Origin of the sequence: Paenibacillus sp. FSL R7-0048 (assembly GCF_038004505.1) — a bacterium.
GTDB lineage: Bacteria > Bacillota > Bacilli > Paenibacillales > Paenibacillaceae > Paenibacillus_AQ > Paenibacillus_AQ odorifer.
Map to the genome: position 1 here is coordinate 3758007 of NZ_JBBORF010000001.1, position 15518 is coordinate 3773524.

Sequence of the window (15518 nt, forward strand, 5' to 3'; positions counted from 1 at the left end):
AAATCTATTATGGGAGGTTTTATTATGAAGAAAAAATTGATGATTTCCTTATTTGCCTCAGCTTTACTTGTGCTTCCAGTAATACCGGTGCATAGCTTTGCAGCGGATACATCCAAACCTACGATCATAAATAACGGCCAAATTAACAACGGTCGAGTTCTCATTCCGTTACGAGCTGTTTCAGAAAATTTAGGCGCAAGTGTGGAATGGTTTCAAACGGAGAAAGAAGTAAAGATTAAAAATGGAGACTCGACCCTCTGGCTTGCTGCAAATTTCAAACGCGCAATTATTGAATCACCACCGACTACAGATAACCCGGATATTCCGCACCGGGAATATATTGATATAGATACTGCCACGCAGGTCATTAAAGGAACAACCTATGTTCCGCTACGCTTTGTCGGTCAATCGCTAGGTGCAAATGTCTTATGGAACCAACAGTCTAAGCAGGCGACCATAACATTGGGGGGTAAGGAACTCGTAGTCAACATGGAGCAACAACCTATTCAAATCTCTGATAAGCAGAAAATTATGGATCCACGGTTAAAACAACTCTCCGATAAATTAAATCAAGCAGCTGATATCTCTTCAAATAAAAATATTAGTTCCTACTTCAAACCGTACTTTACCGATAAATTAATTAAGTCTATCGTTCAAAATAAAGGCTTGAATACAGCTAGTACCTATGAATCGCCTGCCTCGTCGCCAGTATACATTAACAAGACTTTAGCCACGCTTGCGCAATCGGTTATATTGGCAAATGGTCTAACAGGAGAAGATCAATATGCCGAGGATCGTACGATCACTCTCGTATTTACGAATGGTGTATGGAAGGTCGATAGCGTCAGCAAGGGGTTGAGGGTACTAATCTCAGGGTTCTCAGATTTTCAACCTCAATAATTATTCATAGGCTCCTGATATTTGAGTAAGAAAAACAAAGAAAGCCCTCACAAGAAGGGCTTCTTTGTTATGTTTATTAATATTAAAGTTTGAAAAGCAATATGTGCCAGGGGAGATGCTAAAAAACGAGGGGTTAATAAAGAAGATTTATTCTTGAGATTTTTATTGCAGTCACATTTTAGGTTGAGCTCTTCGTTGTATAGAGTGAAAGGGGGGGAGACAGCTTGAATGATACGGAGTTAAATCAGATCATTGTAGATGTGTTGGATGGGAACACAGAACAATTCGAGAAAATCATGGAGATTTATCAAAAACCGATTTTTCTCTACTGTTATCACATGCTGGGCAATTATGCCGAAGCCGAGGAAAACGCACAGGAGGTATTTTTGAAGACCTTCAGCACCTTGAAAAAATATACCCAATATCAGATGGATTTTGGTGCCTGGGTATACAAGATTGCCTACCATCAATGTATCGACATCATCCGTAAGCGAAAGTTGGTGAAATATTTGCCTTTCTTTTACCAAGATGAGAAAGAAAATAATGAAGTCGATTTGCATATTGAAGCCAACTATTTTGATGAATCCGTACATCAAGCCATGGCAAAATTATCGGCGGAAGAGCGTAATTTGTTAATCTTACGTTGTGTCGAGGATAAAAGCTACCAGGAGATCGGATTGATTCTCGGCAAAAACAGTGCCAGCCTTCGTAAAAAGTACGAACGTGCATCTGCAAAATTTCGAAAGTATTATGCTCAAGTGAAGGGAGTGGGAGTGTATGAATATGGACAGGGATCGGGATTTGAAAAGACTGTTTGATGACCCGAGCATTCCCGACGCCGACTTGACAGGAAAAGTAATGAGAATATTACATGCTAAGCCAAAAGAAAAGGAGAGGTTTTTTATGAAATATAAAGTTGTTTTGACTGCGTGTGTAGGGATGATGTTAATGGCCTCCACAGGTTATGCGGCAGTTCAATATCATTCTTTGACGAATAAGGATGGCGAAGTCGTATATGAGACTAAATCGACGAAAGATTACGGAAAAACAGAATCGAAAGATGAGATAGAGCGTTACAAGGCATTTTATGAACTTAAGGATAAGGTGCTAAAGAACGGGGAAGCTGGGCTGTTCTATATGGTTGCCAATAATCCGAATCATGAAACAATTCTTGGAACGAAGGTGACTATCTTCCAAGATCTTTCTCAATTGAGAGATAAGATTACGGATAAATCCATTAAGATCGCAGACAAAGTCAATGGAAATTATACATTCCAAAAGGCGGACGTAATCTTTAAAAATGCTCAGGAAGTGAATCCTCCTTCTTCGGAAGAAAAAAAGAAAATGGCAGAAAAGCTGAGAAGGCAGGCGGAAGAATCCAATCAGGGATATGCCATGATGCCGGTTGAAATGACAGATCAGTTTTTCCTTCTCTTTGCTACGTATCAAAATGGCGAAGATAAAATCGGGGTTAATATCACTAATCTGAGTGGAAAGAGCGATCCTACAATGTATATTGACGAGAAGGTTGAATTTAAGCAGGAGAAGGTTCAAGTGAAGGGAGTAGAAATGCTGCATACAGAATTTGCTCCTTCGCAGACGCACGAGCTGAAATGGGTATACGAGAGCCCAGACAAAAAGGTGAAATACGCCTATACTTTACGTGGAGACATAAATAAAGTAAGCAAAGAAACTTTGATGAAAATTGCAAAAGGCTATTTGGAATAATAAATATTAAAAACAACGGGAATCTTCTCCCATCCAATTGGGGGGATTCCCCTCTAGTAAACCATAGTCCTTCTTCATTTTTTATCATAATCGTTTCTAAGCACCGATTTTAATTCCGTGGAACAATGCAAAAGAACGGCCGCTGTTCGCATCATTTGCGACAGGGCCGTTTTTTTGTTTTTCATAGGTTAGCTGTAAATTGCTATTCTTGCCAAACACTCATAGGGTCCCATGGCTTGATCTGATTGTCATATTTTCCAGCCAAAAAAGCTTTCATGTCTTCCAGCTTAGCAGGCACCTCATTCCAAACTGGATGGGGTGGTAACCCTCGTTTGCTTTTCAATAGGATATCCACTGTAACATACAAGCGTTCTGGCTGAATCCAATGAAGGAAGCGGGAAATATCCATTTGCTTGGTCAGGGACAAGGAATCGATTTCGTCATTGTAATGCTTGTTGAACTCGCTGATCAGGTTCAAGAGGTAGTCTCTCTGCTCCTTCACGAAATCCAAGCCGCAAATGGCGCCATGCCCTGGAACAACGATTTCGGGTTTAATTTCATCAATAATGCGATCAAGCACTTTAACCCAATTGAGGGTTCCCTCTTTGCTGTATGCCGTACAACCATTAAACACGACATCGCCAGCGAACAGCACTTTTTCTTTTGGCATCCACAACAGTAAGTCACTATCAGAGTGGGCTGGAGCTACGTTGTGAATCATAACTTCTGTATCACCAAGACGGATGTTGATATCGTCCTTTATCTCAATATTCGGGAGCACCCATTCTACGCCTTCCAGGTCAAATCCTTCAAATTCCGCTGCAAAAAACCGTTCGCCCGGAGTCGATTCCGAAGAATTTTTTCCTCTTCTGATGACGCTGTCCATCCAAGCGATATTTTCGGTGAGACGCTCTCTGGAGGCTTCCTTGTGCATAATAATACAAGCATCTTCAAACACTTTGTTTCCCCAGGCATGGTCGCTGTTATAGTGCGAGTTCACCACATATGCGGGAGAGCCGCCATTGCTTACTTCCATAAAAGCCTCCCGCATTTCCCGCGCATGGAACAAATCGAAAAACGTGTCATACACCAACCCGTCACCCTTGTTGATGAATCCGGCATTGGCCCAACTGATCCCGCGATACGGCGAAATACCAGCAAAGACGCCATCTGCGACTTCAAAAAATTTAACGCGAGGTTTTTGGATAATACGTCCATACTTCATAAAAATTCTCCTTTACGTATATGTTTTTAGGATAAGGCATACTGACTATGGCTTTATTATAGAGAACGGAAAACATAAATGCAAGCATGTACTTGCATGCATTTATGCTGTACGATATGATAGTAACAGAACAACATCACACTACATGTATGGAGGCGCTGCAACATGAAGCTAGTAACCTTTCAAACCAAAATATCCCAGGAACCTTTGTTTGGGCTTGTAATTAACGAGAAATTTGTCGTGTCTTTTACCGCAATCATGAAAAAGCAGGGAACATTCGTTGACAGTCTTGAAAGTATGGACAGCTATCTTCATTATTTGCCGGCAAGTTATGATGCCGCTAAGGAGTTGATGCAATATGCTGTCGAACAGTCGCATCAATTTAATGAAAATGAAATCTGCCCGATTGTAGCGGTAAAACTGCTGCCGCCAGTTCCAAATCCGGCTGCGCTTATCGATTTCGGGCTGACGCCAAGACATCTGAGAAATGCTGGCGTAAATCTGCTGCAAAGAGAATATACAGGGCCGGAAAGAGAAGAGCTTAAACAAAAAATCGCTGAAAAATTCCAGCAAGATCCGAATAAAGTAACTTTCAGTTATTACAAATGTAACCATAATGCATTAATTGGCGATGGAGATACGATTCATTGGCCTTCGTACTCTTCCTACCTGGATATTGAGCCGGAGCTGGCCTTTGTTACAGGGATGGAGAACTGCATTGCAGGTTATGTTATTTTTAATGACAGTACTGTCCGCGATGTGCAATGGCCGGATTTCCAGGGGCTGACCGGACCGACGCGCTGCAAAGATTTTGATCGCAGCAAAGGCATAGGGCCATTTCTGGTTACGCCGGATGAAATCGACAATCCGCTGGTACTGGATGTGAATGTATGCATCGGGGAGAGACTGCACTGGAAGGGGAGCACATCCGAGTATTCTGCACACCCTGCAAAAGTGATGGAGGAGGTTCTCAAAGTTTTCACGCCGCTCCCGGGCACGATTATTGGAATGGGGACGATACCGGATTGCTGCGCAATCGAGACCGAAGAATGGCTGTTGCCCTCTGACCGAATCCAGATTACATTTGATAAATTAGGCACGCTCACGCAATTGGTGCCTGATCATGTCAAGATTACGGAACCAAGCCGCTGGGAAAAAAGAAGCGATTTGCCTTAAAAAACGTTTATCAAAATGATGAACCCCGACCCTGCTGCATATGCAGAACTTGTAGTAGAATAGGATTAACATATGCAAAAGGAGAACTACAATGCAAACTTCAGACAGAATCATTGAAGCCGCGACACAGCTCATCAAAAAGAATGGCTATCGGGGAGTAAGCACCAAAGCCATTGCAACGGAAGCTAAAGTCAATGAATCTACGATTTTTCGGCAATTTGGAAGCAAGCAAGGCATATTGGAAGCCATCATTGAAAGACATTCGGATATTCCGCAATTTGAGAAGCTGTTAAAAGAGGAAGCGACCGATAATCCGGAAGTCGATCTGCTGAATGTAAGTCAGCAGTACCGTTTGTTTTTCCATAAAAATGCGGACATCATTTTGATTGGCATCCGCGACAAAGGAATGCTTCCCGAATTAGACAGAGTGCTCGCGGATCCGCCGGCGAAGCTTCACTCCTTGCTGGTTGAATATTTTGAACGATTGCAGAAGAAAAAAGTTATCGCCAGACAGGATGAGCGTCTTGTCGCAATGTCTTTTCTCTCGATGTGCTACGGATTTCAGATGAGCGAGCTGATTCACCGGCAATATCAATCCCAATTCGTCACCGAGGAAGAGTTCTACAAGCATAGTGTCTCATTGTTTGTTAAAGGAATTTTAGCCCAGTCATAAGCATTATTGATTTATCCCATTCATCTAATGGAAGAGCATGCAGCGAGGGTTGATGATGTGGTAATTATTAAGCATGGAACAATCGTTGCAGATGGAACATTGGAGAAGTAAAAGGTAACCCTTCCACGATGGAGGATACCTTTTTTTGCTCATGAATGTAGTTTTTAGTAATGGAAAATAAAATACGTGGATGCATTATATAAAAAACATGACTCATTAAATTAAGCCCAATTTTTTCTAGGGCTTTTTTTGTTTGGGTCCTCAGGATTGTATTTGGTCTATACTCAAACTTTCGAGCCAGAGTTATTGTACAGCTTTAAATCAAGACAATCATGCCTATTGCATTGGAATTATCCAGGGCTGTACTTACTTAATATCTTATAAGAAATTCTTGAAATTACAGAAATTTATCCAGTAGGGGGATGCTATTATACAAATACAAATAAAGACGAGGTGATGATATGCAAGCAAAATTGGCAGCGGACGCCATTCCCCTCCCCAAAAAGCGGAACTCATGGATAAGGACGATAAAAAAGTATAAAGTGATGTACGCTCTCTTGTTCCCGGCATTAGTTTACTTTGCCGTATTCAAATACATTCCTATGGCGGGAATCATTATTGCCTTTAAAAACTATAACCTAGCTTTGGGACTATGGGATAGCCCATGGGTGGGATTTAGAAATTTCACAGATTTTATGAACGGCGTTTATTTCTGGGACATCATGAGAAATACGATTATCATATCCCTGTATAAGCTGTTGTTCGGTTTCTCAGCTCCTATCATACTTGCTTTGCTGCTCAATGAAGTTTATACCCAATGGTTTAAGAAAATCGTACAAACGATCACTTATTTACCCCACTTTCTATCATGGGTCATTGTTTATGGAATGATGGTGGCATTATTAGCCCCAGGGGATGGTCTTTTTAACATGATCTTGAAGGAAACTGGAGTTGAACCCATCTCATTCCTAACGGAACCTGCCTGGGGCAGACTGCTGATCATCTTATCTGAAATATGGAAGGATATTGGATGGGGAGCGATATTGTACCTTGCAGCATTAGCAGGAATCGATCCAAGCTTATATGAAGCGGCTAGAATTGATGGCGCTTCCAAGTGGAGACAGCTATGGCATGTAACACTTCCCGGCATTCGAGGCGTGATGATTCTGATGCTGATCCTTAAATTAAGCCATATTCTGGATGCTGGTTTTGACCAAATATTCATGTTTGCCAACAGCTTTAATCAGGAGAAGATCGACATTATCGACACATGGGTATACCGTGAAGGGCTCGAGCGACTTAAGATTGGCTTGGCTACTGCTGTGGGATTATTTAAAGCGGTCATCGGATTTGTTTTAGTGTTGGCAGCGAATAAGCTCGCCAAAAAATTCGATGGGCAAATTTGGTGAGGTGGTTATCAAAATGATCAATTTGACAATCGGAGAAAAGGTCTGGCAAGCATTCGTTTATTTTATTCTTATTTTGCTAGCTCTACTTTGCTTACTACCCTTTCTATATGTGGTTGCTGTTTCAGTAACGCCAGAATCGGAAGTGCTAAGAAGAGGAATTGTTATTATACCAGAAACCTTTACCTTTCTAGCCTATAAAGAAGTATTCATTTCTCATGGTATTGGGCAGGCGTATAAAATCACATTGTTTCGAACGATTGTAGGCACTGCTCTCAATGTGTTCTTTACGGTAATCGCGGCATATCCGTTATCCAAAAAATATTTGCCGGGTCGCAGCCCATTTTTACTATTCATTGTCTTTACCATGATGTTTGGGGGAGGATTAATTCCGACTTATTTACTAGTCCGCTCTCTGGGATTGCTAAACAGTCCGTGGGTACTGATTATTCCAAATCTCATTAGTGCATTTAATCTGGTGATCATTAAAGGCTTTTTCGAGCAATTGCCTGCTGAAATCGAGGAATCAGCGAGGGTAGACGGTGCAAGTGAACTTCAGTCGTTATGGCGGATCATTTTACCTCTGTCCTTGCCCGTCCTTTCCACAATTTCTTTATTTTACGCAGTCGGGCATTGGAACAGTTACTTCGATGCTATTGTTTATATCAATGATTCCAACTTAATGCCGCTTCAAGTGATCTTGCGCAACATCCTGCTTAACGTCGCAACACAAAGTGCTGATTCGCTTGCCAATACCGGAGCTGTTAGTACGTTCGCTATACAAATGGCAGCAGTTGTCGTAACTACAGTTCCGATTTTGATCGTTTACCCATTTATGCAAAAGCATTTTACCAAAGGTGTGCTCTTGGGATCGGTTAAAGGTTAAAAAGATATTCCAACCTGAGTTGTTACGGGGAAACCGTGATAATATAGAAGCAAAGGAGAGGTCATTATGCAACGTAAAGCGATTACATTTGCTATTCTGACAGCAATGGTCGGTGTGGGAACAGTATTGTCAGGCTGTGGGGAACAAAAAGAGGTTACATCGACAGCTTCGGGTAATTCACAAGGCCAGTCTAGTCCCTTTGAAACCAAATTGAAAATTTCGATGTTTAACCAAGGAACTTTCAATGCTGCTGCTCCGATTCCTCCCCGTGAAGAAGATATCCAACGCCAAATGTTGGAGAAAGCAGTAAATATCGACTTGGAAATGATGATTCCTCAATCAGGGCAAGCAACGACTAAATTAAATACGCTCATTGCTGGCGGAGATATTCCAGATTTGATCTTTTTAAAGAGCCGGGCTGATCTCGCGCAATATTATGACCAAGGCGTTCTTGCAGATTTGACACCGTATCTGGATCAATTCCCTGAACTGCAGAAACGTTTTAGCAACGACTCCTGGGAGGCGATGTCCTATCAGGGAAAAACCATTGGGGTTCCAGGTTATGATAACGTAAACGGTATTAGTCGAAGCTTCTTTATCCGTAATGATTGGCTGAAAAAGCTGAATATGGAAGTGCCAACAACACCTGACGAGCTATTTGAAGTTATGAAAGCCTTTACAGAGAAAGACCCGGACGGCAATGGTAAAAATGATACGTACGGATTCATAGGCGGTATGAATAAAGAAGGCAATCTGCAAACCTATGGCTTCGATAGTTTGATGTGGATGTTTGGAGTCAATCCTCCCTCAGCCATTGATGTGAAAGACAATGAACCAGTGTTCCTGTTTACCGACCCAAAAATGAAAGAAGCACTCGCTTATATCAATAAAATGATGGAAGCTAAAGTTGTAGATCCAGACTGGGTGACGATGAATACTCCCGATTTATTGGACCAAAAGTTATTTAAGGGTAAAGTTGGCTTTATGATAAGAGATGCCCGCAGGCTGGAACCAGATTATCAGCAAAAAATGAAAGAAATCAGTGGAGAGGTGCCGGAATGGATCGTCATTCCTCCAATGACAGGTCCTTATGGTGATCAAATTGTAGAGAGAAAATCGTTCCAAGGCAATTCATGGGCCATATCCAAGAAAGCGGATAAGGACAAAATCATTCGGATCTTGTCCATGCTGAATTATCTCTTTACCGACAAAGACGCATATCCGAATTTTGCATACGGAATTAAAGGGATTCATTGGGATTTGGTAGACGGCAAGATCAAAAATAAAACCTCCGAATTATCAAAGGAAATGAAAGAAAAGTACTTATGGGTCGATCATTATAGAATGCCGCGTCGTGGTGATGATGCTGAGTACTTCAGCTTCCAGAATCCTAAGACGGCAGAAGCTTTTGAGAACAATCAGAAATACGTGGCGGCTACGTTGCCCGGGAATTTATTGACTGAAGACCCGAACGATTCATTGGCTGCTGACCGCCAACGCTACATTAATGAAAGCTTGGTCAAATTTATGACTGGCAAAGAGCCTCTTTCGAACTGGGACAATTTCCTTAATACATTGGAAACTAAGTTTGACATGCAGAAGTATAAAGATTCAGTAATCAAGCAATTTAAAGAAGCAGGCTTAATCAAGTAAATCAAACGAAGAGAGCGGCTATAATTAGCCCCTCTCTTTATTGAAATATAAGAAAGTATAAGTTTTACTTTATACTTTATCCTTCTATTTTTCGAAGAAACGCTTATCGTCCTTAAAAAGGACGCCGAAGGCGTTTCTTCTTATCATATGCTATTATTTGTATATTACAGATTTAAAAGGAAGATGATCGATGCGAAGAAGAATCAGCTTGCCTTTAAAACTTTTTTTTATCGTGTTTGCATTTGTATTAAGCTGCATAATCTTGATAAGCCAATTGTCTTATCGTTATGTCCAAAAGGAAATAAGAACCTCTGACATTTATTACACCAACCAAATACTTGATAAGATTGATCAGTATTTCACAGTTAATTTTTCCTCCTTCCAGACGATGCTGTTCTCGGTCGAGTCATCGGTGAAAGCCAACATTGACAATCCGGACGTGATTAAAAAGCAATTAAGAGAGCTCTATGAACTCAACAGTAATTACGTCAGTAATATTTATTTGATCAAAAACGATTTATCTATTCTAGGCGGAAGTACACCTACCCGAATATTTGATGAACCTTTAGCTGAAAGAGAACCATTGTTTGATGCAGCTGACAAGAATAGAAGGATTACATTTGTCAGTGATCCTTACAAATCTAAATATTCCGGCTGGACAGTTACGATGGTCCGATATCTGAACAGTGCTCCGTTTCCTATGGCCATTGCAGTAGATTTAGATCTAAATGCCATTGAAGATACCTTGTTCAAGATTAATAAAAAAGAACAAATGAATCTGGCTCTAATCACCGCATCGGGAAAAATCATTGCCGGATTTTCGGAAAATAAAGGCCCCCTGAATGTTCAAGATCATACTTTTTCAATCGGTGAAACGTCAGCAGAAGAAATTCTGGATACTACAGAAACAAACCTTCAACTGCACACCAAGGAGGGGATTCAAGTTTCCCTTCTAAAAAAACCGACTGAAAAATTCAACTGGACCATCATCTCAATCAACGATGAATCACGCTTGAAAGCTGCTTTATCCAGATTGGAAACCTATTATATCGAGCTTCTAGCTGCTGGTTTTCTCTTAAGTCTGTTCGTTTCCTTCTTTATTGCCAAATATATAAGGAACCCGCTCTATGCACTCAAAACAAAAATGAAGCGGGTGGAGCAAGGCTCCCTCACAACTACAATATCGATTAACCGAAATGATGAGTTTGGAGATCTCTCCCGAGCATTCGATCGTATGCTGCAGCAAATTGTGGAACTGATTCGGGGAGCAGAGCTTCATAACGAACTTGAACGAAAGCTGGAAATTCAAGTGCTGCAGTCTCAAATAAACCCTCATTTTCTGTATAACACGCTTGGTTCTATCAGTAATGTCATACGACTCGGACAAATAGAGAAAGTAGATGTGGTGATCGAGTCTCTCATTTCAATATTGGAATATGGGATAGCCGACGCTTCGGAGAAGGTATCACTGCGTCAGGAATTGCAAAATGTATCAGACTATATCGCGATCCAGAACATCCGCTATAACCGAAACTTCCACTTAATCGAAAATATCGAAGCAGGGCTAATAGATTTTCCGGTTTTTCGAATGCTGTTGCAGCCCCTTGTGGAGAATAGTATCTTCCATGGTTATAACGGAGGGGGGATCGAAGGCCCTATTACTATTCACGCGTACAGGGAGGGTGGCAACGTCATCATAGAAGTAGTTGATCAGGGCGAGGGAATTCCAACTGATAAAATAAAGCATATTTTAATTTCAGAACCGGGGGATGTGGAATTGAAAAGGAAAAGAATCGGGTTAAATAATATTCATGACCGAATCAGACTTCACTACGGAGAACAGTTCGGGCTCCAAATCATAAGCATACCTAAGGAAATAACCCGGGTTCGCGCCTTATTCCCAGCAGGCTTGTTTAAAGGAGATGCATGATGATGAGAGACTACACCTGCTTCATTGTTGACGATGAAGATCTAATCATTCAGAGATTGGAATTGTTTTTTCACGAGCGCTCCCTTAGGGATAAGCGATTTCATTTAGTGGGAAAAGCGAATAATGGGCTGAAGGGGATAGAGGAGATCGTAAAGCTTAAGCCGGATATCGTAATATCTGATATCGTCATGCCGCGAATGGATGGGATTTCCATGATTGAGCAGCTAAAGCCAAAGCTTCCCCATACCCAATTCATTCTTTTGACCGCTTATTCATCCTTTGAATACGCCCAGAGAGCTATTCAAGCCAACGTATTGGAGTACATTGTTAAGGTTCCGCTCAGAGATGCGGATTTGGATCGAGCTTTAGATAAGGCAGCCGGGATTTTAAATGAAGTTAAGAAAAAAGAAGCGGAATTTCAATCTTTAAACGTATCCGTGCTTGAAAATAAATATAGAGTCCGCAAGCAATTTTTTAACGAGCTTATCAGAGGCGAAATCCCTTCTCATCGGGCATCAGATTTTGCCAATCGTATGCAGTTTCATTTCTTTCAAGCCAACTATCGCTGCTTTATTGTCGAAATGAATATGTATGAAAGTTTCCGAAATGATTATTCAGCGTCTGATCAGAACATATTGAGGTATGCGATTACAAATATAATCGAAGAAACGGTGATGAATGGTGGCAGTGGTGTAGCTGCGGATCTATCCGATAATCGGTTTATTGGCTTTCTATCCTGGGAAAATAATCGTAGTGATCTGGAAACGGAATATGATTGCCAGACATTGGGGGGGCAGATCGTCTCCCATTTGCATCAATATTTGAATCAAAGGGTATCCGTCGCTTTTGGAGGTCCACACCGAGGCTGGGAATCCATCAAACAAGCTTACACGGAAGCACAAAATGTGAGTGATGATTTCTATTATCATACAGAGAAAGTAGTAAAAACACCCATGCATCGGTTCCATTACCATAATGACAGAAAAGAAGAATTTCAGCAGAAATTGGCTGATTTTCTTGCTGGGGTGAAAAGAAAGGTTTCCAAGGAAGAGCTGGAGAAAGCATTTGCTGATCTGAACCAATTTGTTACGGACCATAAAATCCATAAGTCCATTATGGCGCCTATGTTAAGAGACTTGTACAGAGACATTATTGTGAAGTTTAAATCGGGGAACAAGTTGGCCACGGAAGTAGCAGAGTTTCCCATAGAATTTTTAGCTTTTCGGGAGCAGCTTGCCTATATTGGCGACTTTACCTTTGAATATGTGCACGCTGGCCAACTTTTGCATCGTATAGAAATCATGAGTGCTATGCGGTTTATAGAGAAAAATCTGAAACAGCGATTAACGCTCGAGGCGATTGCCGAGGAAGTGAATTTAGCTCCATCGTATTTTAGCAGCTTATTCAAAAAAACAATGAATGAAGGCGTTATCAGCTACATCAATCGTAAAAAAATCCAATTAGCTCTCGAGCTGTTAAATGTTCAGGATTATTCTATATTGGAATTGTGTGAGGAAGTAGGAATTGTGAATGAAGGTTATTTTTGCAAATTATTTAAAGAATATACGGGTGATACTCCTAAGCAATATCGGATAAAAATGACACGGTATGAATCCAATTAAGGTTGCAAAAAATGTGTGATTTTTTCGCGAAATCATGTAAAAAAAAAGGGAGCAAAAGGATTACCATGATAGAAGGATCTAATCATGGAGGTTATCAAAATGGAGCTTATTAAAGGAGATGTAACCGTCGTCGGCGGAGGTATTGCTGGGATATGCGCTGCCATTGCTGCCGCACGCCAAGGGCTGCAAGTGTCACTTATTAATGATCGACCGGTTCTTGGGGGAAATGCGAGCAGCGAGGTCAGGGTTCATATCAACGGGTCGGCATATCTCGGAAACAGTCCATCCTATTATGCACGCGAAGGAGGGTTGGTGGAAGAACTCAAGTTGAAGATTTTCCACTATAATCCGTTATACAACAAGAAGCTGATGCTTTCGCTTTCGGATACGGTCTTGTTGGATATGGTCTATGCTGAGCCTAACATTTCTCTATTTCTGAATACATGCGTGCATGAGACGGGCATGGAGGACGGCAGAATTAAATGGGTGGAAGGCCTTCAATTGGCTTCCGAAAGGAAATTCCGTTTTGAAAGCCGAACCTATATCGATTGCTCTGGAGATGGAGTTGTCGGATATCAGGCAGGTGCTCTCTTCCGATGGGGGAGAGAAGCGAAACATGAATACAAGGAAGAATTGGCTCCTGAAGTGGCGGACCATTACACCATGGGCGATACGATCCTGTTTCAAGCCCGTGACGTAGGATATTCCGTTCCATACAAAAGACCTGGCTTTGCGTATGATATTACGAAGTTGGCCTTTTTCGATAGTATCAGAAAAGGCTTAAACCATCGGGCTTTTCCAAGAAAAATCAACGGGCTTGGCGGATTGTGGTGGCTGGAATACGGCGGACATATGGATATTATCAAAAATAATGAAGATATCGCGTTGGAGCTGCGGAAATTGGTATACGGGATTTGGGATTATCTCAAAAATAGCGGTGAATTTGATGATGTAGACAATCTCATTTTGGATTATGTATGCCCGATCCCGGGAAAGCGGGAGTCGAGGCGGTTTATTGGGGATCACATGTTGTCTCAGAACGATCTCACAGCAAAGCCGCATTTCGAAGATGCTGTATCCGTCGGTGGATGGTATATGGATTTACATGCTAATAAGGGCATCTACGATGAGGGACCGGCTACAGCTTGGAATTTCGTGCCTGGATTGTACAATATCCCTTTCCGCAGTTTATATTCACGAAATATTCCTAATCTCATGTTCGCTGGTCGCAATATAAGTGCTACCCATGTGGCTTTCGGATCTACAAGGGTTATGGCAACCTGCGGTTGTATGGGGCAGGCGGTTGGAACGGCTGCTTCGTTGTGCTCGAAATATGAGGTAGACCCCGCGGCCATAGTCGAAGCTCATATGGGGGAGCTGCAGACGCTATTGCTTCGAGACGGACAAACCATTGTAGGCCTTCAAGAGGAATTGGATCCTTACTTCGCTGACGGATTAACTATTCGTGCCTCGTCTCAGCGCAGCTATGACAATCTTCATCCAACCGAAGAGATTTCCTTGGAGAAAGGGTTATGTTTGGTCTTGCCGATTCAGACATCCGTGGCTGAAAGCGTACGGTTCAAAATTAAAAATAGCTCCAAGCATTCGGAAACTCTACATGTGAAGCTTTTTGGCGGGGAATGGAAGGAAAACTACATTCCAACCAGCGAGTTGAGAGACTACCACTTGGTTATTACAGCCGGTCATGACGACTGGATTACGCTAGACTTGGACTGCAAGAAACCGGCTGACGACAAAATCTACATCATATTGGAGGGCACGGCGAGCCTTGCCATATACGGTAATGAAGAGAAATTGACAGGAGCGGTCAGCTTCCACTATAGGCCGGAAGAGCCGTCCAGGCTGAAGAAATTCAATAAGAGCATTTGCTTTAAGGACCTGATGCCAGCTCAGAATATGTATAGTCCTGAGAATGTTGTCAATGGCTACTCCAGACCTTATGGCCAACCGAACGGCTGGATTTCTGAACATTCGGAAGGACAGGAATGGTTGGAATTCTGTTTTGCAAGCCCCAAAAATCTGGACGAAATCCATCTTGTTTTTAATTCGCAGCTGGATTTGGAGCATTTCAACGACCCGATTGAGTCCCTTATCCAAGATTATGATATGACCTTGACCTTAGAAGACGGAAACGAGAGGACAATCATAACTCGTGGAAATTATCTCACGTTGAATAAACATAAGATAGATGCGAATGGTGTAACCCGAATCCGGATTAATTTCGGAGCAACTTATGGTTCGCCTTATTTTGAAGTGTTTGCTGTGAAATTGTTTGCTCCTAAAATCGATAAATGAGGA

Annotated in this window: 12 protein-coding genes; 11 read left to right on the forward strand and 1 reads right to left on the reverse strand. The window is 41.8% G+C overall.

What is annotated here, in order from left to right:
* Nucleotides 1–24: 24 nt before the first annotated feature.
* The 3 genes from NSQ91_RS16770 to NSQ91_RS16780 all read left to right on the forward strand — a co-directional run bounded on the left by NSQ91_RS16770 (nucleotide 25) and on the right by NSQ91_RS16780 (nucleotide 2628).
* The gene (locus tag NSQ91_RS16770) at nucleotides 25–900 is read left to right on the forward strand and encodes a stalk domain-containing protein (protein WP_076190280.1); all 876 of its coding nucleotides are present in this window, start codon (nucleotides 25–27) and stop codon (nucleotides 898–900) included.
* Nucleotides 901–1124: 224 nt separating this feature from the next.
* Nucleotides 1125–1718, forward strand: coding sequence for an RNA polymerase sigma factor (locus NSQ91_RS16775; protein ID WP_340918941.1), 594 nt, complete (start codon nucleotides 1125–1127; stop codon nucleotides 1716–1718).
* Between the two features lie 85 nt (nucleotides 1719–1803).
* A complete protein-coding gene (locus NSQ91_RS16780) occupies nucleotides 1804–2628 on the forward strand; it encodes a hypothetical protein (protein ID WP_076190278.1) in 825 nt (274 codons plus the stop codon).
* Between the two features lie 202 nt (nucleotides 2629–2830).
* On the opposite strand, the gene NSQ91_RS16785 is transcribed toward NSQ91_RS16780, so the two are convergent.
* Nucleotides 2831–3853 carry an MBL fold metallo-hydrolase gene (locus NSQ91_RS16785; protein ID WP_340918945.1) on the reverse strand — a complete coding sequence of 341 codons (1023 nt, stop codon included), beginning with the start codon at nucleotides 3851–3853 and terminating at the stop codon, nucleotides 2831–2833.
* A gap of 165 nt (nucleotides 3854–4018) precedes the next feature.
* On the opposite strand from NSQ91_RS16785, the gene NSQ91_RS16790 reads away from it, so the two are divergent.
* From NSQ91_RS16790 to NSQ91_RS16825, 8 genes are all read left to right on the forward strand, one after another.
* Nucleotides 4019–5029 carry a fumarylacetoacetate hydrolase family protein gene (locus NSQ91_RS16790; protein WP_076190276.1) on the forward strand — a complete coding sequence of 337 codons (1011 nt, stop codon included), beginning with the start codon at nucleotides 4019–4021 and terminating at the stop codon, nucleotides 5027–5029.
* A gap of 91 nt (nucleotides 5030–5120) precedes the next feature.
* Nucleotides 5121–5702: a TetR/AcrR family transcriptional regulator gene (locus NSQ91_RS16795; protein WP_076126541.1), complete on the forward strand. Its 582-nt coding sequence runs from the start codon at nucleotides 5121–5123 to the stop codon at nucleotides 5700–5702.
* Nucleotides 5703–6163: 461 nt separating this feature from the next.
* The gene (locus tag NSQ91_RS16800) at nucleotides 6164–7111 is read left to right on the forward strand and encodes an ABC transporter permease (protein ID WP_036677080.1); all 948 of its coding nucleotides are present in this window, start codon (nucleotides 6164–6166) and stop codon (nucleotides 7109–7111) included.
* Between the two features lie 13 nt (nucleotides 7112–7124).
* A complete protein-coding gene (locus NSQ91_RS16805; RefSeq protein ID WP_036677077.1) occupies nucleotides 7125–7994 on the forward strand; it encodes a carbohydrate ABC transporter permease in 870 nt (289 codons plus the stop codon).
* A gap of 66 nt (nucleotides 7995–8060) precedes the next feature.
* Nucleotides 8061–9647 carry an extracellular solute-binding protein gene (locus NSQ91_RS16810; protein ID WP_076190275.1) on the forward strand — a complete coding sequence of 529 codons (1587 nt, stop codon included), beginning with the start codon at nucleotides 8061–8063 and terminating at the stop codon, nucleotides 9645–9647.
* Nucleotides 9648–9837: 190 nt separating this feature from the next.
* Entirely contained in the window at nucleotides 9838–11577 is a 1740-nt protein-coding gene (locus NSQ91_RS16815; protein WP_076190274.1) for a sensor histidine kinase, read from the forward strand.
* The gene (locus NSQ91_RS16820) at nucleotides 11574–13199 is read left to right on the forward strand and encodes a response regulator (RefSeq protein ID WP_340391764.1); all 1626 of its coding nucleotides are present in this window, start codon (nucleotides 11574–11576) and stop codon (nucleotides 13197–13199) included. Before NSQ91_RS16815 ends, NSQ91_RS16820 begins: the two co-directional genes overlap by 4 nt.
* Nucleotides 13200–13283: 84 nt before the next feature.
* Complete coding sequence (locus tag NSQ91_RS16825) at nucleotides 13284–15515, forward strand: FAD-dependent oxidoreductase (RefSeq protein WP_340918950.1); 2232 nt, start codon at nucleotides 13284–13286, stop codon at nucleotides 15513–15515.
* The last annotated feature ends 3 nt before the right edge of the window (nucleotides 15516–15518 follow it).

What these genes read in the sequence shown, in the direction of transcription:
- NSQ91_RS16815 (WP_076190274.1), top strand. Translation starts at nt 9,838, where the DNA reads ATGCGAAGAAGAATCAGCTTGCCTTTAAAACTTTTTTTTATCGTGTTT.
- NSQ91_RS16785 (WP_340918945.1), bottom strand. Translation starts at nt 3,853, where the DNA reads ATGAAGTATGGACGTATTATCCAAAAACCTCGCGTTAAATTTTTTGAA.
- NSQ91_RS16825 (WP_340918950.1), top strand. Translation starts at nt 13,284, where the DNA reads ATGGAGGTTATCAAAATGGAGCTTATTAAAGGAGATGTAACCGTCGTC.
- NSQ91_RS16795 (WP_076126541.1), top strand. Translation starts at nt 5,121, where the DNA reads ATGCAAACTTCAGACAGAATCATTGAAGCCGCGACACAGCTCATCAAA.
- NSQ91_RS16820 (WP_340391764.1), top strand. Translation starts at nt 11,574, where the DNA reads ATGATGATGAGAGACTACACCTGCTTCATTGTTGACGATGAAGATCTA.
- NSQ91_RS16770 (WP_076190280.1), top strand. Translation starts at nt 25, where the DNA reads ATGAAGAAAAAATTGATGATTTCCTTATTTGCCTCAGCTTTACTTGTG.
- NSQ91_RS16780 (WP_076190278.1), top strand. Translation starts at nt 1,804, where the DNA reads ATGAAATATAAAGTTGTTTTGACTGCGTGTGTAGGGATGATGTTAATG.
- NSQ91_RS16800 (WP_036677080.1), top strand. Translation starts at nt 6,164, where the DNA reads ATGCAAGCAAAATTGGCAGCGGACGCCATTCCCCTCCCCAAAAAGCGG.
- NSQ91_RS16805 (WP_036677077.1), top strand. Translation starts at nt 7,125, where the DNA reads ATGATCAATTTGACAATCGGAGAAAAGGTCTGGCAAGCATTCGTTTAT.
- NSQ91_RS16810 (WP_076190275.1), top strand. Translation starts at nt 8,061, where the DNA reads ATGCAACGTAAAGCGATTACATTTGCTATTCTGACAGCAATGGTCGGT.
- NSQ91_RS16790 (WP_076190276.1), top strand. Translation starts at nt 4,019, where the DNA reads ATGAAGCTAGTAACCTTTCAAACCAAAATATCCCAGGAACCTTTGTTT.